Source organism: Stenotrophomonas maltophilia, from assembly GCF_023518235.1.
GTDB lineage: Bacteria > Pseudomonadota > Gammaproteobacteria > Xanthomonadales > Xanthomonadaceae > Stenotrophomonas.
The window spans coordinates 746,268-769,065 of the sequence record NZ_CP090423.1; the positions used below are offsets into that span (position 1 = coordinate 746,268).

Annotated in this window: 12 protein-coding genes and 1 pseudogene; 8 read left to right on the top strand and 5 right to left on the bottom strand. The window is 68.2% G+C overall.

Annotation, left to right across the window (positions count from 1 at the left end):
* Positions 1-28: 28 nt before the first annotated feature.
* On the top strand, positions 29-12,421 hold the full coding sequence (locus LZ605_RS03710) for a filamentous haemagglutinin family protein (RefSeq protein WP_249843849.1): 12,393 nt from the start codon (positions 29-31) through the stop codon (positions 12,419-12,421).
* A gap of 219 nt (positions 12,422-12,640) precedes the next feature.
* Here the strand turns inward: LZ605_RS03710 and LZ605_RS03715 are convergent, their stop codons facing one another.
* From LZ605_RS03715 to gspH, 3 genes are read right to left on the bottom strand one after another with little or no spacing between them, the layout of a single operon-like run.
* Complete coding sequence (locus LZ605_RS03715) at positions 12,641-13,255, bottom strand: prepilin-type N-terminal cleavage/methylation domain-containing protein (RefSeq protein ID WP_249843850.1); 615 nt, start codon at positions 13,253-13,255, stop codon at positions 12,641-12,643.
* A complete protein-coding gene (gene gspI, locus LZ605_RS03720) occupies positions 13,252-13,614 on the bottom strand; it encodes a type II secretion system minor pseudopilin GspI (protein WP_249843851.1) in 363 nt (120 codons plus the stop codon). Before gspI ends, LZ605_RS03715 begins: the two co-directional genes overlap by 4 nt.
* Positions 13,611-14,057: a type II secretion system minor pseudopilin GspH gene (gspH, locus tag LZ605_RS03725; protein ID WP_279923403.1), complete on the bottom strand. Its 447-nt coding sequence runs from the start codon at positions 14,055-14,057 to the stop codon at positions 13,611-13,613. The genes gspI and gspH overlap by 4 nt, the downstream gene beginning before the upstream one ends.
* Before the next feature lie 115 nt (positions 14,058-14,172).
* Between gspH and LZ605_RS03730 the strand changes: the two genes are divergently transcribed.
* Positions 14,173-14,622 carry a general secretion pathway protein gene (locus LZ605_RS03730; RefSeq protein ID WP_249843853.1) on the top strand — a complete coding sequence of 150 codons (450 nt, stop codon included), beginning with the start codon at positions 14,173-14,175 and terminating at the stop codon, positions 14,620-14,622.
* A gap of 81 nt (positions 14,623-14,703) precedes the next feature.
* On the opposite strand, the pseudogene LZ605_RS03735 reads toward LZ605_RS03730, so the two are convergent.
* Positions 14,704-15,036: pseudogene (locus LZ605_RS03735) on the bottom strand (hypothetical protein); the annotation flags it as partial.
* Positions 15,037-15,237: 201 nt separating this feature from the next.
* Here LZ605_RS03735 and LZ605_RS03740 point away from each other — a divergent pair.
* The 6 genes from LZ605_RS03740 to LZ605_RS03765 all read left to right on the top strand — a co-directional run bounded on the left by LZ605_RS03740 (position 15,238) and on the right by LZ605_RS03765 (position 22,022).
* Positions 15,238-16,854: a ShlB/FhaC/HecB family hemolysin secretion/activation protein gene (locus LZ605_RS03740; RefSeq protein WP_249843854.1), complete on the top strand. Its 1,617-nt coding sequence runs from the start codon at positions 15,238-15,240 to the stop codon at positions 16,852-16,854.
* Positions 16,855-16,892: 38 nt separating this feature from the next.
* Positions 16,893-18,677, top strand: a complete 1,785-nt coding sequence (locus LZ605_RS03745; RefSeq protein WP_249843855.1) for a DUF2341 domain-containing protein — start codon at positions 16,893-16,895, stop codon at positions 18,675-18,677.
* 10 nt (positions 18,678-18,687) lie between these two features.
* Positions 18,688-19,101: an ExbD/TolR family protein gene (locus LZ605_RS03750; RefSeq protein WP_005409874.1), complete on the top strand. Its 414-nt coding sequence runs from the start codon at positions 18,688-18,690 to the stop codon at positions 19,099-19,101.
* Positions 19,102-19,140: 39 nt separating this feature from the next.
* Positions 19,141-19,806: a cell envelope integrity protein TolA gene (locus LZ605_RS03755; RefSeq protein ID WP_249843856.1), complete on the top strand. Its 666-nt coding sequence runs from the start codon at positions 19,141-19,143 to the stop codon at positions 19,804-19,806.
* A 42-nt stretch (positions 19,807-19,848) separates the two neighbouring features.
* Positions 19,849-21,594 (top strand): putative porin, encoded by a 1,746-nt coding sequence (locus LZ605_RS03760; RefSeq protein WP_249843857.1) that lies wholly within the window; start codon positions 19,849-19,851, stop codon positions 21,592-21,594.
* A gap of 98 nt (positions 21,595-21,692) precedes the next feature.
* Complete coding sequence (locus tag LZ605_RS03765) at positions 21,693-22,022, top strand: hypothetical protein (protein ID WP_249843858.1); 330 nt, start codon at positions 21,693-21,695, stop codon at positions 22,020-22,022.
* Positions 22,023-22,084: 62 nt separating this feature from the next.
* Here LZ605_RS03765 and LZ605_RS03770 read toward each other — a convergent pair whose 3' ends face one another.
* Positions 22,085-22,516, bottom strand: coding sequence for an OsmC family protein (locus LZ605_RS03770; protein WP_249843859.1), 432 nt, complete (start codon positions 22,514-22,516; stop codon positions 22,085-22,087).
* Positions 22,517-22,798 lie beyond the last annotated feature (282 nt).

Consider the following 22,798-nt stretch of genomic DNA (forward strand, 5'->3'; position numbering starts at 1 on the left):
GCGGCCCATCAGGTTGACGAGGTCCCCGATGTCGCACCCGCATTCGCCCACCGCCCGCTTCCCTGCTGCCCTGTGGCGCAGCCACCCGATGGCCTGGGCCGTTGCCGTGGCCCTGGGCAGCGTGGTGGCCCCGGCCAGCCAGGCCCAGCAGGCGTTCAGCCCCGGCTGGTTCGCCGAACGCGGTGCGGCGCAGGGCGCGGCGGCACAGAGCGGGCGCATGCCCAATGGCGTGCCGATCCAGTTCCAGCTGCCCGCGCAGCAGCAGGATGCGGCGCGGCAGAAGCTGCAGCAGTCCATTGACAACCTCGGCACGGCCGCGCAGGCCATTGCCCTGCAGCAGCGCCTGCAGGAGCAGGCACGGCAGACGCGCCGCGAGGCGGGCTTCGTAGTGGCCGATGGCCTGGGCAAGGATGGCCTGAAGGTTGACGAGAATCCGTTGACGCGTGGCTGGATCAATGCCCGCGAAGCGATCCAGTCGCAGGCGGCCGACGGGCGAGTGCTGGTCAACATCGAGCAGACCGCCGATCAGGCGATCCTGAACTGGGAAACCTTCAACATTGGTGGCAACACCACGCTGAATTTCCTGCAGAACGCCGATTGGGCCGTGCTGAACCGGGTCAACGATCCCGCCGCACGGCCCAGCCAGATCCTTGGCCAGCTGAAGGCCAATGGCACTGTGTTCGTTGCCAACCGCAATGGCGTGGTGTTCGGCAACAACAGCCAGGTCAATGTCCGCAACCTGGTGGCGGCGGCGGCACGCATCAGCGACGCGCAGTTCCGTGAGCAGGGTCTGTACAGTGCCGACGCGAACACCTCGGCGATGACCGACGCCCTGGGCAAGGTCATGGTCGAACGCGGTGCACGCATCACCACCCACGAACCCACCACGGCAACGCGGGGCGGTGGCTACGTGCTGCTGGCCGGCCACAGCGTGGAGAACGCGGGCCAGATCGAGACGCGCAAAGGCCAGACCCAGCTTGCCGCCGGCGACAGTTTCGTGATCCGCCGTGGCGCGGGCACGGCGCAGAACACTGCATCGACCACCCGTGGCAACGAGATCGCGCCGCGCTTCGTCGCCGACAGCACGGCCGGCAGCGTTCGCAACAGCGGTCTGATCCAGGCCCGCGAGGGCGACATCACGCTGGCCGGTCGCACGGTGGAACAGGCCGGCGTTGCGGTTGCCACCACCACGCTGAATCAGCGCGGCACCGTACACCTGCTGAACTCGGCGTCCGATGCGGCGGGCCGCGTGACCCTGGCTTCCGGTTCGACTACGGCCGTGCTGCTGGAAGACGATGGCAAGAGCACGGCGCTGGACAGCCAGCGCGATGCCCTCATCAAGGAGTCGGCCGAGCAGGACAAACTTCGCGGTGCCAGCAACAGTGGCACCTTCGACAATCTCTCGCGCCTGCAGGACCGCCGCGAGCAATCCCGCATCGAAGTCGTCTCCGGCGGCGATGTGGACTTCCAGGCCGGCTCGCTGGCAGTGGCCACCGGCGGCCAGGTGATCGCCGACGCCGGCCGCCGCAGCTATCTGGATGATGGCGCACGCGTGGACGTCTCCGGTGCGGTGGGCGTGCAGGTGGCGATGGAAAGCAACAACGTCAAGGTGAAGGTGCAGGGCAACGAGCTGCGCGATTCGCCCGACAACCGTGACAGCGGCAAGCTGATCAGCAGCGAGGTGTGGATCGACCGCCGCCAGTTGACCGAAGTCGCCGCCGGTACCGGTGGCTATGAAGGCACGCGCTGGTATGCCGGTGGCGGCCTGCTGGAAGTGGGTGGGTACCTGGACAATCAGGGGCATTCGATCAGCGAATGGGCGGCGCAGGGCGGCACCGTCCAGCTGGCAGGCAAGGAAGTGGTCAGCCACGCCGGTTCACGCATCAATCTGGCCGGTGGCAGCCTGGACGTGCAGTCCGGTGTGGTGCAGCAGAGCTGGCTGCGTGGCCGTAATGGCCAGTTGTACCGCCTTGACGATGCACCGGCGGAGATGCTGTACGACGGTCTGTACCAGGGCTACGAACTGAAGCAGGAGCGCTGGGGCGTCACCGAATCCTTCCGCAACCCGCTGGTCGCCCCCGGTCAACGCTTCGACAATGGGTACACCGTGGGACGCGATGCTGGCCGCTTGCTGATCTCGGCGCCGACAGCGGTGCTGCAGGGCCAGGTGGACACGGCGGCCTTCCAGGGCCTGCAGCAGACGCGCCGCCCCGACCCGGTGCAGGACGGGTACGCGCAGGCGCAGACGGCCGTGGCCCGCAACGCCCAGCTGTGGCTCGGGCGCTTCGACAACACCGGTCGCAGTGCGGTGTTCGATTCGAATGTCCGCATCGGAGAGATCCAGGCCGACGCCCGGCCGTGGACACTGCAGGCGCCGATCGCGGAAGCACAGCGCAATACGGTGTGGCTGGACAGTGAGGTGCTGAGCGCCCAGCGCTGGGGGCAGGTGGACCTCGCTTCGGCGGGCCGTATCGACCTTGATAGCACGCTCAGGTTGCAGGAAGGCGGCCGGCTGGGACTCACCGCAAGCCGCGTCAGCTTCGGTGGAACGGTGCAGATTGCCGGTGGGCAGGTGGACGCCGGCAACCTGCTTGCGGCGCTTGGCGGGCCCACGGCGCTGCTGAGGTCCGGGCGCGGCGCGGTGGACGTTGCGGCGGGCGCGCGGATTGATCTTGGCGGTGGCTGGAGCAACGCGCTTGCAGCGCCGGAGGGCGGTCCGGCACAGGCGTGGATCGACGGCGGACAGGTGCGCTTCAACAGCAGCCACGACATCGGTGTGGGCGAGGGAGCGACGATTCTGGTCGATGCCGGCGGCGCGATCGATGCCAACGGCAAGGGGCGCGTCGGCAAGGGCGGCAGCGTCAGTCTGCTCGCGGCCAGCACCGAGGTCGCCACCGACGGCAGCGGCCGGCTGCGCTTCGGCCAGGGCGCGCGCTTCAGCGCGCTCGGTAATGGCAGCGGCAACTTCACGTTGGCAACCGGCGGTGCGGTGTCCATCGGCGCGGCTGGCACGGATGCATCGGCAGCCTCGCTGCGATTGCAGGCAGCGCTGTTCAACAGCGGCTTCGCCGGCTATGACATCGCCGGTCACAACGGGTTGACGGTTGAACAGGGCACCCAGCTGCAGGTGGAGCGACCTGGGCTGCGCCTGGCCGACGGCGCAGCGCAGGCCCTGGCCCGCGAGCAGGGCGTGCAGGCCTGGACGCCATCGCTGTACGAGGCCGATCCGAGCAGTGGTCGCGTATCGCAGCGCGGCGGCGCGAGCCTGACACTGCGCGCCGGGCATCTGCTGTCCACGGCCGACCTGCGCGTTGGCAAGGGGGCCGGGATCGAGGTCGACCCGGGCCAGTCGATCGAACTGTTCAGCGCCGGCAACCTGAGTGTGGCCGGCCGTCTGAAGGCGGCCGGCGGCCGCATCCGCCTGGATGAGGCATTTGATCCATCCGGTGTACGTGGTGATGCGCGCCGCGAGCGCCAGTGGACGATCGCCGACGGCGCACTGTTGGACGTGAGTGGCGATACCGTTTCGCTGGCCGACGCGCGCGGGACGTTGCGCGGGCAGGTGCGCAAGGGCGGAACGATCGAGATCGGGGGCGCGCTGGACTGGGAAGACCAGGACAACGTACGCCACCTGCCGCCCGATACCTTCGTGGTGGTGGAGCGTGGGGCGCGGCTGGATGCGTCCGGTGCCTCGGCGATGCTCGACATCGATGGCAGCGGGCGCACCCGCGTGGACAGCGACGGCGGCAGCATCGTGCTGCGCACCGGCAATGCCCTGTACCTGCAGGGTGAACTGGACGCAGCGGCCGGCGGCGACGGCGCGCGCGGCGGCACCCTGGGGGTTGCCTTCGGTGGCGGCACCTACGGCAGGACGGCAAACGGCAAGGACGTGCTGGCACCGCGGGTGATCTCACTGACCCAGCACGCCGCGCAGACGGCGGACCTGCCTGCACGCTTTGAATACGGCCATGCGGCACTGTCGGTGGAGCAGATCGAGGCCGGTGGTTTCGATCATCTGGCCCTGTTCGGTGACATCCGTGCGCAGGGGGATGTCAATCTGCGCATGGACCAGAGCCTGCGCATCCAGGGCTTGAATGAGCGTTACCTCGGCTTCGTCCCGGGTGGCAGCGAGGGCGGCCGCCTGCAACTGGCCGCGCCGTATGTCCGCCTTGCGCAGGGCCGCTGGTGGCAACCGGCCGGCGAAGGCACGTTGCGCCCGCTGGAGGCGCCCCTCGACTCCGGCCGGCAGCATCGCCTGGAGGTGGGCGCCGATCTGATCGACCTGCGCGATGTGACCTGGCTGGCGGGCTTCGATCAGGTCGCGCTGCGCAGCAGCGGTGACATCCGCATGCTGGCCCCGGTCGCCAGCAGTTCACTGGTCTCCACGCTGGCAAGCCCGGGTTCGATCGACATCAGCGCCGCACGCCTGTACCCGGCGGCCCGGGCCAAGGGACGCATCGTGGCCGGCGTGCCCGACATCGGTCCTTCGGGCGAGCCGTTCTGGCAGAACCCCGACGCCGTGCTGCGCATCCATGGCGTTGCAGGCGGCGCGCAACCGGCACCGGACTCTGCGTTCGGAAGCCTGGAGCTGGTGGCGGCGACGGTGGTGCAGGGCGGCAATGTGCAGGCACCGTGGGGCCGTGTGCAGCTCGGTGGCCGGCAGTTCAACGCCAATGTGGCCGGCCGCGTCGACCTGCTTGCAGGCAGCGTGACGTCGGTGAGCGGAGCGGGCCTGCAGCTTCCGTTTGGCGGCACCGTCGATGGTGTGGGCTGGCGCCGCAATGGTGCCGACTTCGATGTGCTGGGCCCCGGCTCGACCAACATCCCGATCGGTATCGACATCGTGGCCAACGCCTTCAATGGCGTGGCGGGCAGCGTGCTGGACGTGTCCGGCGGCGGCGAGCTGTCCGGTGCCGCATTCGTGGCCGGGCGAGGCGGTTCGGTGGACATCCTGCGGCACGCGCTGGCGGACGCGAACCCGCGCTACCGCTTCAGCGGCAGTGACAATGCGGTCTACGCGATCATGCCGGGACGCTCGGGCACGCAGGCGCCGCAGGCGATCGCTGACAGCAGCGCCGATCCGCGCGTTGGCCAGCAGATTGTCATTCCTGCCGGGGTTCCCGGCCTCCCGGCGGGAACCTACACGCTGCTGCCGGCCAGCTACGCACTGCAGAAGGGCGCGTTCCGCGTCGAAGTCGGGGCTGAGAGCGCCGTTGGCAGCCGCCAGCCCGTGGCCACCGGCACCGGCTCCTGGCGCGTCAGTGGACACCAGGCGCAGAGCCTGGGTGGTGCAGTCTCATCGCTGCTCACCGATCTGGTGCTGACGCCGGCGGATGTGGTGCGCCGCCATGCCAGCTACAACGAGACGCCCTACAGCGCGTTCGTACAGGGCGTGGCCGAGCGGCGTGGTGAAGCGCTGCGCTGGCGGCCAACGGACGCGGGCAACCTCAATCTGGTGCTGGGCGATGGCGCCGGACGTTCCAGCGTGCCGGCCGCGATCTTCCAGGGCGTGTCACGCTTCAACGCCGGCAGCAATGACGGACGGGGCGGCACCCTTTTGGTCAATCTGCTCGCTTCCAATGAGGCGTTGCTGGAGATTGCCACCCAGCGCGCTAGTGCCGGCAGCGGCAGCGGCGCCACCCTCTTCGATTCGGCGCTCAATGCGTTCCGCCCGGAAACGATGCTGATCGGCGGCGTGCTGCGGCGTGACGCGACGACTTATTCGCTGGAGGGCAGCGCGCAGCACATCGTGGTGCGCAACGGCGTCAACCTGACGGCGCAGGAAGTGCTGCTGTCGGCCGCGTTCGGGGGCAAGGGAATCCTGGTCGAGCAGGGTGCTTCGATCGATACCTTGACCGCGGCCGATCCCTCGCGCGTGGTGCAGCCCACGGCGCCCTATCTGGTGTCGGGCGGCCTGCTTGCCGTGTCCAACCAGCGCTTGACGGCGCTCAGTGCGCAGGGCGGCACTGCCGCCGGTCCGGTGGCGATCGACATCGGCGGATGCGTGGTGGGCTGCAATGGCCAGACCCGGTTGCTGTCGGCAGGCAGCATCAATGTGGTCACCGACGGCGCCTTGAACATTGGCGACGCGGTGAGCTATGGCACGCGCCAGCTCGGCCTGGGCATGTCGGCCCTCAATCTCGGCAGCGCCGAAGCCATTGCGGCGGCAACGGCGGCCGGTGGCCTGCCGGCCGGCATGACCATGAACCAGGAGGTGCTGCAGCGGTTGCTGCGCGGAAACACCGCCACCGGCGCGCCGGCGCTGGAGGCGCTCAGCCTGACTGCGCGCGATGCCATCAACGTCTTCGGCAGCGTGGACCTGGACACCCGTGAGGGCGCAACCGGCCGTAGCAGCCTGCGCAGCCTGGTGCTGGGCGCACCGGCCATCCACGGTTACGGCAGCGCTACCGATCGCGCGCGCATCTTCGCCGATACGCTGGTCTGGGACGGTACGCTGGCCGGCACCGCATTGGCCGGCGGTGAGCAGACCCAACCGGCCGGCGAGGCGATGGTGGGGCGGCTTGGCCAAGGACAGCTGGAGATCAGTACGCGGGTGCTGGAGCTGGGGCGTGCGCCCTTCACCCGGCCCAGCTCGTCGGTGGCCGCAGATCGCCAGGTGCTCGGCTTCGCCGGCGTTACGCTGGCGGCGTCGGATCGCATGCTGTTCTCCGGCAAGGGCAGCCTGGACGTCTTCCAGCGCCAGGGCGACTACGTGGCAGGCAGCGGCTGGCAGTTCAGCGGCGGCGCGCTGGATATCGTCACCCCGCTGCTGACCGGCAACGCGGGTGCGCAGCTGGCCATCCGCAATGGCGGAACGGTGCAGCTGCGCGGTGCTGCGGCGACCACGGGCAGCGATGCGTTGGGTGCGGAGTTGTCGATAACGGCCGAACGGATCGGCATCGACAGCCGGGTGGCGCTGGCGTCCGGCCGGTTCGAAGCCAATGCCCGCCAGGACGTGGCGCTTGGCAGCAACGCGGTGCTGGACATGGCCGGACGCAAGGTCACCCTGTTCGACGTGGACAAGTACAGCTGGGGCGGCGACGTGGCGCTGACGAGCCGCGAAGGTGACATCGTTGCCGACGCCGGGTCGCGTATCGACCTATCCGCCCGCAACAACCGCGGCGGCCGCCTGACTGTCGCTGCGCTGGGCCCGCAGGGCGGCCGCGTCGATCTGGCCGGGATCCTGCTGGGCGGCGCCAGCGGCCGCTACGACGCCGGTGGCACCGAAGTGCCCTACGACGGTGGCGAGCTGGTGCTGCGTGCACGCCAGTTGCAGGACTTCTCCGGACTGAACACTCGGCTTACCGCCGGTGGCATCACCGGTGGCCGGACCTTCCAGTTGCGTGAAGGCGACCTGCTGATCGGCGATGAGGTGAAAGCCCGCAATGTCGATATCAGCGTCGATGGCGGCAGCCTGCAGGTCTCGGGCCGCATCGATGCCAGTGGCGAACAGGTCGGCAGCATCCGCCTGTCCGCGCGCGATGTGCTGCGTATCGATGGCACGTTGGATGCGCATGGCAGCGGCCTGCGCGTGGACAGCTACGGCAAGATCATCGACAGCCCGAACCGGGCCATGATTGAACTGACCTCGTCCAACGGCAGCCTGCAGCTGGGTGCGGCTGCCTCGATGGACCTGCGCGCCGGCACTTCGGTGGCCACCGGTAGCGGCCCGGGCCAGAACGACGGCCGCGCACGCGCCAGCGTCAAGCTCAACGTGCCCCGCGTGGGCAGCAACGATGCAGCGATCGAGGTGGCCAGCGGCATCCGCATTGCCGGTGCCGGCGACCTCCAGGTCAACGCCTTCCGCAGCTACGATTCGGCGCCGCTGGCCAGCGCTCCAGACGTGCACGGCCATCGTCCGCAGGTGATCAACCAGCAATGGCTGGATACGGTGGTGGACCCGGACAACAGCCTGTGGATGAACGCCGCGCTGGCCAATACCGGATTGCAGCAGCGCACCGCCGCCCTGGGCAGCTACCGCCTGCGCCCCGGTATGCAGCTGGTGGCGCGGAGCAGCAGCGACAATCCGCGTGGCGACCTGGTGGTGGCCGGCGATATCGATCTGTCCGGCTACCGCTACGGACCGCAGTCGAACCGTGTCGATCCTGCACGCCGTGGATTCGGCGAGTCGGCAGCGCTGGTGCTGCGTGCCGAGGGCGATATCAACGTCTATGGCAGCATCAACGACGGATTCGCGCCGCCGCCTGCCAACCCGGATGAAGACGGCTGGATGCTGCTGGAAGGGCGCAGCGCAGGCTCGCCGAACACCGCATTTGGCGGCGATCTGATCGTGCCCGGCGAGGGGGTCAAGCTCCAGAGTGGCACCGAGTTCCGCGCCGGTGCGACACTGAATTACGCACTGCCGTTCCAGGCGCTGACCTTGCCGTCCGGTACGGTGCTGCCGGCGCCCATGACGCTGTCGGCAGAGCTCACGCTGCCCGCAGGCAGTGTGCTGGGGGCGGCGGTGACCACCGATGGCGGCCAGGTGCTGGCAGCAGGCACCGTGCTGGCCCAGGCGCTTACCCTGCAGGCAGGCGCACGGCTGGGTGCCGGCTTCCGCCTGCGCACGCCGGCGCCGGTGGCCGCACAGGTGTGGCCGGCCGGCGTCGCACTGCCCAATGCAATGAAGCTTTCCGGCGCACTGGATCTGCATGCCGGCGCCATCATCCCCTCGATGACCAAGGTGGAACTGGCTGGCGACGCTCCGGTGAAACTGAGGGTGGCCGACGCCAGCGGCCGACAGGGGCGTAATTGGGCGTTGGCCGCGATGCTGCCCGAAGGGACCACGTCATGGGACATGACCGCCGTGGCCGGTGCAGATACGGCGTCTGCCGATCCGCGCACGCGCCGCTGGGGCAGTGACGGCAGCATCGTGCTCGCCGACAGCCACTACAGCACCATCGGTACGGTGACCACCACGACGGAATGGAAAGGCGATCGTGTCGTCAACCTGGAAGGTTCGCTGTTCTGGTGGGGAGACGACAGTCTGGTCGGCAAGTCGCCGCGGGAGGCGGCGGAAATGCTCGGTGTCGCCGAAGGTGACATCTGCGAACTGGGACCGTTCTGCGGCGCGGCGCCGCGCCTGGTGGACAAGGAGGGTTCGCTGATGTGGTGGGGAGACGAGTCCTGGGTCGGCCGGCCTGCATCGGAACTTGGCGCCGAGATGGGCATGTCCGAGGAAGATATCTGTGCAGTCACCGGCTACTGCTACGGCGGCGGTACGCTTACCGAAGTCACCACCTACGGCAAGCGCCTGGGCGCGCCGGCCTGGAGCGTGCTGCGTACCGGCAAGGGAGACCTGGCGCTGCTGGCGGCGCAGGACGTGCGCATGAAATCCGGCTTCGGTGTCTACACCGCAGGTACGCCCACCCATCTGGGTGATGGCAGCGATCCGCGCTTCAACGCGGCGCGTGCGCCGAAGCCGGAGAACACCGTGCTGCTCGGTTCGACCCAGGCCTCCGGGGCCTACGACGCGGCCCTCGCCAGCTATCAGGCGTGGTATCCGGACCAGGGTGGCAATCTGCGCATCGAGGCGGGGCGCGACATCATCGGCGATACATGGAGCTTCCGCGCGGAATCGGGCACGGTCCAGCGCGACCAGGCTGGCCACTCAAGCGCAGCGGTGGGCAACTGGTTGTGGCGGCAGGGATCGGGCACCACCGGTGGTGTCGTGCAGACGCCGACCAGTTGGTGGATCAACTTCGGAACCTACAGCACGGTGAGGCCCGAACTGGATGCAACCCCCCGCCTGGTGGGCTTCACCGGGTTCGGGACGTTGGGGGGCGGCAATCTGAGCCTGGACGCAGGCCGCCATATGGGCATGCTGGACAGCATGGGCAACGCGCTGGGGTACGAGATCTCGCCGCATTCGGGTGCGCTTTCGGTCGCGGTCGGCTCAACCGGGCGCGTGGTCGATGGCCAGTTGCATGTCACCGGCGGTGGTGACATGGCCCTGCGCAGCGCGGGGGCACTGAATCCGGGCCTGCGTGCCAGCAGTCGTGGCAGCACATCGGATCAGCAGGACCTGGACGTCAATGGCGTGGTGACCAATGTTCGTGGCAATACCCGCATCGACGCTGCGCGCATCGGTGGCCTCAGTGCAGTCCAGGCCAGCTATGGGCAGCTGGGCCTGAAGGATCCGCTGGTGGCCGACAGCCCGATTGCGATGGCCGGACCGGTACTGGTGCTGGGCGACTCAACCGCGCAGTTGCAGGCACGCGGCGACGTGGTGCTGGGTAGTGCAGCCGATCCAGGCCGGGTTCCCGTGGCCAATTTCAACACCATCGTGCTGGATGATGGCAGCCGCGCGTCTGGCACAAGCTGGTTCTCGCTATGGACGCCGCGCACCGCGCTGGACCTGTTCTCCGCCGGCGGCAATCTCTCGCCGGGCCTGGTGGGCACGCAGCATGCGAGCGGCAGCAACCAGGCCAGGGAGGTGGTCGAGAGCAACGCCCGCAATGGCGACATCTATCTCAACTACTGGCTGTATCCCTCCCGGTTCACCGCCATTGCGGCCTCCGGCAACATCAATCTCGCCAATCTGCGCAGCAGCAGTGTGCCCGATGCCCAGGACGTCATCCTGCTGGCGCCGTCGGCGTCGGGGCGGCTGGAGGTGTTGGCGGGAGGATCGATCCTGGCTGCCAACCGGGCGACCCAGATCGCGCGCTCCAGCAGTGATGCCCGCATCCCTGGCCCGTTCGATCCCGGTTTCATCGCGCAGGGACCAGGAAACGCGGGAACCGTCCGCAGCAATGTATCCGTCGATGGGAATGCGGCCAGCCCCGGCACCGTGCTGCCGTACTTCGCGTTCGGTCCCAATACCGCGCTGGGTGCGTTGTTGCCGGCTACGCCGACTGCGGTCAGCCGGTTCTATGCCGTGGCCGGCGATATCATCGGGCTGGGCAGCGGCAGCAGGCGGCAGCTCTCGCGCAATGGCCAGAATGATGGGCGTACCGTATTTGACTGGTTTGAGGCGGGTTCGGCGGTACGGCTGCGCGCCGGCCGCGATGTCATCGGCGCCGACGTCACCGCGCTCAACACCAGCGGTACCGATATCAGCGGGATCGAGGCGGGCCGGGACATCATCCGCAGCAACCTGACGGTGGCCGGCCCGGGTAATGTCGAGGTCAGCGCCGGTCGCCAGCTGCGCCAGGAGGAGGCGGGCAGCATCGTCAGCCTGGGCGGCATCGTGCAGGGCGATACGCGCCCGGGCGCAAGCATTGCCTTGACGGCGGGCAACCAGGGCATTGATTTCGACGCAGTGCGCACCCGCTACCTGGATCCGGCCAACCTCGCCGATGCCTCGCAGTCGTTGGCCTCGCAGCCGGGCAAGGCGGTGAAGATCTACGACAAGGAGTTGAGGCAGTGGCTGCAGCAGCGCTTCGGATCAGTTGTGGAGGGCGCCGAGGCCCTGGCAGCGTTCGACCGGCTGCCGAAGGAACAGCAGCGCATCTTCCTGCGCCAGGTCTACTATGCCGAACTCCGTGAAGGTGGGCGCGAGTACACCGATGCCGAAGGCCCGCGTTTCGGTTCGTACCTGCGCGGGCGCGAGGCGATCGCCACGCTGATGCCGGACAAGGATGCTGCCGGAACGGCCATCGACCGTACCGGCGATATCGTGATGTACGGCGGTTCGGGCGTGCGTACTGAAGCCGGTGGCAACATCGAGCTGATGGCGCCGGGCGGGCAGATCGTGGTCGGTGTGCAGGGTGTGGTGCCACCGGCCAGTGCCGGGCTGGTGACGCAGGGGCAGGGTGACATCCGGCTGTTCAGCCAGGACAGCGTTCTGCTGGGGCTGTCGCGGGTGATGACAACCTTCGGCGGAGACATCCTGGCCTGGTCGGAGCAGGGTGACATCAATGCCGGTCGTGGTTCGCAGACCACGTTGTTGTACACGCCACCGCGACGCGTCTATGACGGCTGGGGCAACGTGATCCTTTCGCCGCAGGCCCCGGCCAGCGGTGCAGGCATCGCAACGTTGAACCCCATTGCCGAAGTGCCGCCGGGCGACGTCGACCTGATCGCGCCGCTGGGCACCATCGATGCGGGCGAGGCTGGCATCCGTGTGTCGGGCAACATCAACCTTGCCGCCCTGCAGGTGCTCAACGCCGCCAACATCCAGGTACAGGGCGAAAGCAAGGGCCTGCCGGTGCTGGCCACGGTGAACGTCAACGCGCTGGCCTCGGCCAGTGCGGCGGCCAACAGCACCAGCCAGGCCGCACAGGACGTGATGCGCAAGAGCCAGGATGATGCGCGGCGCAACCAGCCGTCGGTGATCAGTGTGCAGATTCTGGGCTTTGGCGGCGGCACCAGCAGCATCGCTCCGCCGGCGCGCGGCACCCAGGTCAGCAGCGGCTACGACAGCAACAGCGCCTTCCAGTTCCCGCAGGCGAACCCCGAGGAGGGCACGCAGCGTCGGTAGATCCACGCCCTGCGTGAATGCGACCACCCTGCAGGAACACGCAGCATCGGGCCAGCCGCCACGGAACGGCAGCGGCCCCAGCCAGGACGGCACGGAGGGCAGGGAGCGGCCATCGGCGGTGAGGACCACCGACACGGCGCCGCCGGGTGCAGGAGTGCGCCCGGCGGCAGGAGGGTGGTAGAGCCACGCCATGCGTGGATGCGTTGCCAGGGAAGAATCCTACAACGCCAACACCCGCCGGTAGCTCAGCGGCCCACGCCCATCGCGCAGCCCAAGCCGCAGTTCCAGCCCGGTGGCGGGCATCACCTCGCCCTGGCCCGGCAACGCCGACCAGCCCGCACCGGGCTCCCAGGCACGCAGTTCGAACCGTTGTACATCGCGTGCCACGGCAATGCCCTTCGACGGCTCCGGTGCCGGCAGGGGGTACCGGTCGGTGGCTGCACCGCTGGCCCGCCACAACGTGTTGCCCTGCCGCCACCAGCGCACCCGCTGCCAGCGCAGCCCGTCGCTGCCCACGCTGCGGGTGATCTCCAACGCGAAGCTGCCATCCGGGTGCCGCTCGCTCGCCAGCGAAGGTGGCAGCAGCCGCTGCGGCTGGTCCGCAGGGCGCACCGCACCGTTCATCAGCGCGTCGTCTGCGCGCATTTCGATATCGCGCTGGAACTGCTGCAGTACCCGCAACGCGGTGGTGGTCTCGGCATCGGCCTGGCGCAGGCGCTGGTCGCTGCTGGCCACGCTGTCCAGCGCGCGCCAGCAGATCAGTGCCAGTACGCCCATGATGGTGATCGCGATCATCACCTCGATCAGGGTGAACCCGCCGGCAGGGCGTCTCATGGCGGCGATGTCCACGGCAGCTGCAGCCGTGCCAGCGCCTGCGCCGGCGCATCCTCGGCAACCACGCTCAGTTCCAGCTGCGCTTGCCCGTCTGCGCCCGACCCCAGCTGTTGCAGTACCAGGAAGCTGCCGCGCCCCTGCACGCAGCGCTGCTGCCCCTGCTGCGGCACCTGCCCGGAAAGGCGCAGTTCCTGCCAGCGATCCTGCGCACACAGCAGCGCGAGGCGACGATCACGCAGGCGCGATTGATCGTCGGTGGCCACGGCCACCGAGCGCATCACCGCGGCCAACGCGATCGACACGATCGCCAGTGCGATCAGTACTTCAATCAAGGTGAATCCGCCCGCGTTCCGCTTCATTGCATGACCTGCAACTGTCCGCTGCCATCATCACGAAGACGCACGTTGCGGCCATCCAGCGACAGTGCCAGTTCCCAGGGAACCCCGATCCACTCCGGGCTCAGTTCGATGGCGGTTGCGGGCTGTACCGTGACGCCCGCCGCCTGCCAGCGTTGCGGCCGCAGCAGATCGTCGCGCTGCACGTCCACCCAGTGGGCGCCGTCGCGGCGGCTGAATCGATAGCCGGAGGCATCGGCCTGCCAGCGCAGGGCCCTGCCATCGATACGCGCCTCGTCGCGCGCCACCTGCAGGCGCTGCGCCAGCCGTTCAGCCTCCTGCCGCAGCTGGCGGCTGGGGTCGAGCAGGCTGCCCAGCCCCAGGCCGATACCGGCCGTGCAGATGCCGATGATCACCAGCACCACCATCAGTTCCAGCAGCGTGAAGCCGCGCGGAATGCGCTGCATCGACATCGCCTCCTGTCCTTGCCGACGCTTGGCAGCCTACGCGTCCATGATGAAACAAAAGCGTCAGCGGCAGCTGCTAGCGTGGGCGTACACGAAGGTGTCGATGGTGCGGAACATGGATGGCAAGCGCTGGGATCGCAATCGGATGTTGACCCTGTTGGCAGCCACGCTGCTGCTGGCGGTGGTGGTCTATTGGGGCGTGACCCTGGCCGCGCCGGTAGCGGCGGCCGCCGCCAGCGAAGCGCACGCCGGGCCTCCCGCACGGCCCGCCTTCGATGCCGCTGCAAGCGTGCCGCTGGTGCGGCTGCTTTCACCGGGCGCGGTGCAGACCGACGTTGTCGTGCTGGGCGTGATGGCCGGCGACCACGCGCCGCTGGCGCTGCTTTCGGTGGATGGCCGGCCCGCCGTGGCCTATGCGCCTGGGCAACGGCTGGGCCCGTCTACGGTGCTGGCCAGCGTCAGCGCCAGTACCGTGGAACTGACACAGGCCGGGCAGTCACGCAGTCTACCGGTGCCTGGGCTGCCCCCGATGCCGACCGATGGCATCGTGCCGGCCGCACGGTAGAGCCGGGTCCACGCTCGGCTGCGTCTGCGAGAACAGTCGAGCATGGCTCGACGCTACAGACTCCTGCCGAGCGATGGTTCGGCGCGCAGGTCGCTGCGGCACTACCGAGCGACCAAAGGCATCGCCCATGCGCTGCCGCGTGCCTTCCAGGTTGTACTGCATGCGCTGGTTTCCCGGTAACCGCATCACGCGTTCGGCCTCGGGCAGCGTTGCCGGTTTGGCCGCGTTCGCAGGCGGGGCCAGCTTGCGTTGCAGGCACTCCCATGCCGGGACGCGCTCGCCGTTGACCTGCACTTCGATGCAGGGCGCGGCGTCTTCCTGCTTGGTCGTCTCATCGGCGCGAGCCGACGGCAGCGACAGCAGCAGAGCAAGGGAGAGGGCGGCGCGCAGGCACGCCATCAACGATTCACGCATCTCGAATCTCCCGCAGCAATTGACGTTCTGCAATGAAGACGTGTGGCGAAGGCAGGGTCCGCCGGCAGGCGTTTCGGCGCTGTCAAAAGATGACAGTGCTGTCACAAAACTGTTGGCGGCTTTGACGCGGCGTACACGTCCTGTTGGTAGACCCACGCGCCGCTCCCTGGCCATTCCCTTCGATACGACGCGATGCCTTCGATGACTCCTGTTCCGTGCCGAGCCGACCGCCTCACGCTGCGCCTGCATCCGCTGGTGCTGGCCCTGGCCGCGTTGCCGCTGCCACTGCTTGCGCAGGACGTGGCGCCGGCGCCCAGCGTCAACATCAACGAGTACATCGTGCGTGGCAACACGGTACTCGACCCACGCCAGATCGAACGCGCGGTGGAGCCGTTCCTGGGCCCTGGCAAGACGCTGGCCGATGTCGAGAAGGCGCGCGATGCGGTGAACGCCTTGTACCAGCAGGCCGGCTACCAGTCGGTCCATGTCGAGCTGCCGGAACAGCAGGTCAGTGGCGGCGTGGTACTGCTGAAAGTACAGCAGACGCCGATCGGCCAGCTGCGTGTGGTGGGCACCAAGCATGAGTCCCCCGACCGCATCCGCGAGCGCGTGCCTGCGCTGGCCGAGGGCAAGGTGCCGGATTTCGACCAGGCGCAGAAGGAACTGACCGCGTTGAACGAAGGCGGACGCCGCCAGGTGATGCCGCTGGTGCGCGAGGGCCAGGTGCCGGGCACGATGGACGTGGATCTGCAGGTGGAGGAGAAGTCGCCGTGGCGCGCCAGTGCGGCCCTCAACAACGACCACAGCGCCGACACCGAGAAGCTGCGGCTGAGCGCGTCGCTGGCCTACGACAATCTATGGAAGCGCGGGCACAGTGCCAGCGTGAGCGTCTACATGGCGCCGGAAGATACCAAGCAGGCCAAGGTGTTCTCGGCGTCATACACGATGCCGTTCGAGGGCACGCCGTGGAGCCTGGAAGCGTCCGGCTATAAATCCGACAGCCGCGTGCTCAATGCAGGCGGCCAGGTCGGTACCGGTACCGGCACCAATGTGATCGGCAACGGCCATTCGATCGGCCTCAAGCTCAACTACCGCCTGGCCGGCAGCAGCCAGTGGTGGCGCCAGCTCAGCCTCGGTGTGGATTTCAAGGACACCGAAGAAGATACGCAGATGGGCAAGGACAGCCTGAAGACGCCGTTGAAGTACGCCCCGGTCACCCTGGGCTTCGTCGGTGTGCGCCAGGGCGAGCACGATCAGCTGAGCATCAATACCCAGCTGGTGGCCGGCACCCGGCGTCTGTTCGGCTATGGCAGCGATGCCACCGCGTTCGGCCAGAAGCGCTACTGGGCCGACCCGAGCTTCGTGGCGTTCAAGGCCGATGTGGCCAACACCCACACCTTCGGCAGTGACTGGCAGTGGTACGCGCGCGGCTCGTTGCAGGTGACCGACGCGCCGCTGGTGTCGGCCGAACAGTTCGCCGCCGGCGGCATGTACACCGTGCGCGGTTACCTGTCGGCCGAGGCGATCGGCGACTACGGCGGCTTGGCCAGCCTGGAATGGCGCACCCCGGCGTGGTCGCTGTGGAGCGGCACCGATCTGCGCGTCTACAGCTTTGCTGATGCGGCGTACCTGCGCCTGCGTCAGTCGCTGCCCGAGCAGCGTGACAAGTACAACCTGGCCTCGGTCGGCCTGGGCGCGCAGCTGCGCCTGGGCGAGCACCTGCAACTGCGCCTGGACTACGCCTGGCCCTACGCCGATGGCCCGGTCACGCGCAAGGACGACCCGCGCCTGCATTTCAACATCAGCACCAGCTACTGACCCTTTCCTTGAACATGCGTTCTCCGGAGACCCTTCGCATGGACCGTTTGCTTTCCCGAGTATTGCTGCTGCTGGCCGCGCTGGTCGCGTTGCCCGCCGCCGCGGCCGATGCCAACTGGTGGCAGGCCGAATGGAAGTACCGCAAGCCGATCACCGTCGACGCTGGCCCGCAGGGCGCGGGCCTGGCCGGTGACCCGGGCCGCACGCCGCTGCTGATGCGCCTGCATACCGGCAACTTCGGTTTCGACGGCACCCAGGATGCGGGCAACGACCTGCGTTTCGTCTCGGGCGATGGCCGCACCGTGCTGGCCCACCAGATTGAGCAGTTCGATCCCACGCTGGGCCTTGCCCTGGTCTGGGTGGACGTGCCGGCGCTGAGCGCCGCAGCGCCGCAGACGATCTGGATGTACTACGGCAACGAAAAGGCCCCGGCCAGCGGCAACGGCCAGCAGGTGTTCGACCCGGATTACACGCTGGTCTACCACTTTGTCGAGGCCAATGCCCCGGCGCGCGATACCACCGCCTACGGCAACAATGCCGGTGCGGTGGCGCCGCCGGCGGAAGGTTCGGTGATCGGCCGTGGCGTGCAGCTGGGCACCGCGCCGCTGCCGCTGCCGGCCAGCGCCTCGCTGGCACAGGAGGCGGGCGCACCGCTGACTGTCTCAGCCTGGATCAAGCCGGGCAGCAACAACGCCGCACAGGCCATCTACGCCCGCCGTGATGGCGCGTCCGAGCTGGTGCTGGGCATCGACAACCGGGTGCCGTTCGTGCGGCTCAACGGCCAGCGCAGCACGCCGGCGCAACCGATCCCGGAAGGGCAGTGGGCGCACGTGGCCATCACCGCAGAGAAGGGCGCCGTGCAGCTGTACCTCAACGGTCGCGTGGTGGCGCAGCTCAATGGTGATCTTCCGGCGCTGACCACCGCCCCGGTGCTGGGTGCCGACGCGCCCGGCGCGACGCAGCCACTGGCCAACTTCGAAGGCGCGCTGGATGAGCTGCGCATCTCGCGGGTCGCGCGTCCGGCAGCATTGCTGCTGGCCGATGCCACCGCGCAGGGTGCCGATTCGCGCCTGATCAGCTACGGCGCCGACGAACAGTCGGCCGGACAGAGCCACTTCGCCTTCATCCTCAAGGCGATGCCGTTCGATGCCTGGGTGGTGGTCGCCATCCTTGGCCTGATGATGTTGCTGTCGTGGGCGATCATGATCGCCAAGAGCCGCCACTTCGGCCGCACCAGCAAGGCCAATGCGGTGTTCACCGAGAGCTTTGGCAAGCTGTCCGGCGTGCCGCTGCGCACCCTGTCCGACATGGATCGCCAGGGCAAGGCGCCCACTGCGATGCACGACGGTTCGCTGTGGCGCATCTACCAGGTGGCCATCGATGAGATGCAGCAGCGCCATCAGCGCGACGGCAACAGTGGCTACCTCAGTGGGGCCACCATCGCCGCGATCCGCGCCTCGATGGATGCCGTGATGGTGCGCGAGCAGGAAGCGATGGCCCGCCGTATGAACTGGCTGTCGACCACCATCGAAGGTGCGCCTTACGTGGGACTGTTCGGTACCGTGATCGGCATCATGCTGGTGTTCGTGGTGGCGGCGATGGCCGGCGCGGTGGACATCAACTCGGTGGCACCGGGCATGGCCGCAGCGCTGCTGTGTACGGCGGCCGGCCTCGGCGTCGCGATCCCGGCACTGTTCGGCTACAACTATCTGGGCGCACGCGCCGAGGCGATCGGCGCCGATATGGCGGTGTTCATCGATGAGTTCGCCGCACGACTGGCCGAAGAGCAGGACGGGCGCGGCCCCGCCGCGGTCCAGGGCTGAGGGGCGCGCCATGGGCCAGAAGGCGAAGTTCGGCATCAAGAAGCGCGAGAAGGGCATCAACGTGACGCCCTTCGTCGATGTGCTGCTGGTGGTGCTGGTGATCTTCATCCTGACCAGCAACGCCTCCATTCCCGGCATCGAGGTGAACCTGCCGAAGGCCAGCAACAGCGTGGCACTGGAGAAGCCCAAGACCAAGGCGATCACCATCGACCCCAGCGGCCAGGTGTTTCTGGATGCGTACCCGGTGACGATGGCCGAGCTGGAGGACCGCCTGCGCACCGAGCGCGCGACCACGCCGGATTTTCCAGTGATCGTGCGCGGCGATGCACAGGTGCAGTACGCCCGCGTGGTCGAGGTGCTGGACCTGCTGCGCCGGCTGGAGCTGGCCCAGGTCGGCCTGGTCACCGGCAAGGCACAGGGCTGAGGCATGACCGCCCGTCAACCCCCTCGGCCAGAGCCCGGCATGCGCGGTCGCCAGCTGCTGGTGACCGTCGCGCTGGTGCTGGTCGCGTTGCTGGCGCTTGGCATCGCGGTGTGGTGGCTGCTGTTCAAGGACACCGCCAGCACGCGCCGGCCAGTGGTGCAACCGCCAATGCTGGCGCTGCCGCCACCCCCTCCGCCGCCACCGCCGCCGCCGGAGAGGCCGCCGGAACCGGAGACACCGCCGGAAGAAACGATGCCCGAGCCGGAACCGCTGGATCAGCCGACGCCGGCTGAAGAGCCCACGCCGACGCCGGACAACGCCGACCCGGTGACGATGAACGCCGACGCGCAGGCCGGCGGTGACAACTTCGGCATCCAGTCCGGCAGTGGCGGCGGTTCATCCGGCGTCGGCCGCGGTGGCGCCGGCAATGCCACCTATGGTCGCTACCTCGGTTACCTCATGCAGCAGGCGATCTCGCGCGACGACAAGGTCAAGCGGCTGGCGTTCCAGCTGCAGGTGAATGTCTGGTTGGGCGCGGACGGCCGCCTGGAAAAGGTCGAGCTGGTGCGCGGTAGTGGCAACGAGGAGGCCGACGCGGCCGTGCTCGACGCCCTGCGCCGCATCGGCAAGGTCGACCAGGCGCCGCCGCCCTCGCTCGATTTCCCCGCACGCGTGCTGATCCAGGGCCGCCGTCCCGGCGCCTGATTCCCGACTTCCGTGATTTCCCTTCTTTCGATGAGAACCGTGATGAACGACCACCACCGCGCACGTACCGACTCCCGCCGCCCGCGGCCGGCCCGACGGGCGCTGCTGTGCTGCGCCGTGCTGCTCAGCCTGGCCGCCCCGGCTGGTGCGATGGCCGCCGAGACCACCATGGTCAAGCTGATCAAGGGGCTGATCGCCAGCGGTGCGCTGAAGCCGGAAGACGGCCAGGCGCTGCTGGTGCAGGCTGAGGCTGAAGCCGCTGCGGCACAACGCACTGCAGCCACCAGTGGAGCCCCCGCCAGCGGCGGCGTGGCGCTGGAGGCCGGCGATGTACGCGTGCCCTATGTGCCGCAGAGCGTGCGCGATGGCATCCGCGATGAAGTGCGCCAGGAGGTGATGGCCCAGGCGAAGTCGGAAGGCTGGGCAGCACCCAACGAGGTGGCCGAGTGGACCAAGCGGATCAAGGTTACCGGTGACATGCGCGTGCGCAGCGAATCGCGGTTCTACTCCGAGCGCAACAGCGACATCGTGAGCAACTGGGCGGCGATCAACTCCGGCAGCGGCTTCGATACCAACACCAACACCAACCTGCAGCTGCCGCCGCTGCTCAACACCCGCCAGGACCGCCGCAACCTGTGGCGCATCCGCGCCCGCCTGGGTATCGAGGCGACCATCGGCCAGCACACCACCGCCGGCGTACGCCTGGCCAGCGGCAGCAGCAACGGCCCGGTATCGACCACCGAACAGCTGGGCGGCGGCCTGAGCAAGAAGGACGTGTGGCTGGACCAGGCGTGGCTGGCCTACAGCCCGACCGACTGGGTGACGGTGCGGGGTGGTCGCTTCGGCAACCCGTTCTGGACCAGCGACACGCTGTTCTCCAACGATCTGAACTTCGATGGGCTGGCCGCCAACCTGAAGTACGACTTCGACGGCGGTGATCTCGATGTGTTCGGCAATCTTGCGGTGGTCCCGCTGGAGTACACCTCCGACAATGCGCCGAACCGCAACCAGGTGAAGACACCCAACGAGAACAAGTGGCTGTCGGGCGCGCAGGTGGGCGTGAACTGGCGCTTCAATGAAGACAATGCCCTGCGCGCCGCAGTCGGCTACTACGATTTCAAGAACATCAGCGGCCGGCTGTCCTCACCGTGCCTGCTGTATGCCGGCGCCGACGGCTGCGATACCGACTGGTCGCGACCGGCGTTCATGCAGAAGGGCAACACCCTGATGCTGATCCGCGACATCGCGCGCAACCCACTGGATCCGGCCAACACGCCCACCCCGCAGTACGTCGGTCTGGCGTCGGCATTCCGCCTGGCCACGCTGAACCTGCGCTGGGATACGCAGCTGGCGCAGGGCGTCGGACTGCGCCTGGACGGCGACTATATCCGCAATCTTGCCTACGACAAGCAGGCGATGTTCAACCGCGCCAACAATGGCATCGTCAACAACTACGGTGCCGGCGGTGCCGCCAGCATCGATACCTTCCGCAGTGGCGATACCGCGTGGATGCTGCAGGCCACCTTCGGCGCCACCGAGTTGAGGGAGAAGGGCCAGTGGCAGGCGCTGCTGGGTTACAAGCGGATCGAGGCCGACGCGCTGCCCGATGCCTACAACGATCCGAACTTCCACCTGGGTGGCACCAATGCGCGCGGCTACTACGTGGGCGGCGCTTACGCGCTGGATGCGCGCAGCTGGATCAGCGGCAAGTGGATGGCGGCCAAGGAGGTGTCCGGTGCGCCGCTGTCGATCGATGTCTTCCAGCTGGAGTTCAACACCGGGTTCTAGACAGCGGGCGTAATAGCGGTCACGTGGCACGTGGCGGGGGCGCAGCGATGCGCCCGTCTAAGGAGAGGAGACCACGCGTTGTTCAAAAGGAGGAGTGGATGAGCCGTCGCAAGCTGTTCGAGAGTCCCGAGCCGTCCAGCCAGTCGCTGGGTATCGGTCCGGCCTACGTCTCGGTGGAGGGCCTGCGCCAGCACCTGGCGGAGTTCCTGCTGTATGCGGGCCGGCCGGTGGTGATCATGCGCGGGCGCAGCGAAGTGGGCTATTTCCTGCCGGCGCGCTGCTGGCGCCAGCGTGACGACGATCCGCTGGCAGCTGCGGCGGCCGATCAGCTGCTGGATGCGGCCGGCTTCCAGGCCGAGGATATCCAGCAGGTGGAACAGGAGTTCAACGCGATGCGCCAGCGCACCGTGATGCACTCACGGCGCTGAGCGGCCTGTAGAGCCAAGCCCATGCACGGCTGCACGCTGCGGAGCCGAGCATGGGCTCGGCTCTACAGTAGATCCAGGCCATGCGTGGATGGGGCTACGCGGTCGCCCCCCCGCTCGCTGGTAATGCGCGCACCCTCACGCATCACCAGCGTCACCGGTGTCTTCTCCACCACCTCCAGCAAGCGCTGCCATTGCGCATCACTCAGTCCGGCGCTGGCATGCAGCACGCGGTGCACATGGAAGCGTCCGTCGGCGTCACGCTCCGAGCGCAGTTCGGCATGGAATTGGCCAAGGTCCCAGCCCTTGCGCTGCGCGTACATGCGCAGGGTGATGGCCGTACAGGCCGCCAGCGAAGCCAGGTACAGATCAAATGGCGCGAAGCCCTTGCCCTGGCCGCCCAGCGAGGCGGGCTCGTCCGCGTCCACATCGAAGCTGCCATTGCTGATGTGGTGCAGGTAATTGTCGGCGGTCGAAACAACGCGTGCGTAGGCCATCGGGGTCTCCTTCTGTCTGTTGCGTCGAGCCATGCTCGACGGCGCTCACTCGGTACGATCGTACGAGAACTGGATGCCGGCCGTGCAGCCCAGTGGCGCGTTGATCGATTGACTCGTCGAGCGTTTCGAAGCGTTGGACGAGCCGTAGGCCCCCATCCATGCGTGGCGTGGATCCACTGTAGAGCCGAGCCATGCTCGGCTGCCGTTGGCGTACAACAGCCGAGCATGGGCTCGGCGCTACAAGGCGTTGCTTGCCGCGTGCGGCCGCGCAGCCCACAATCC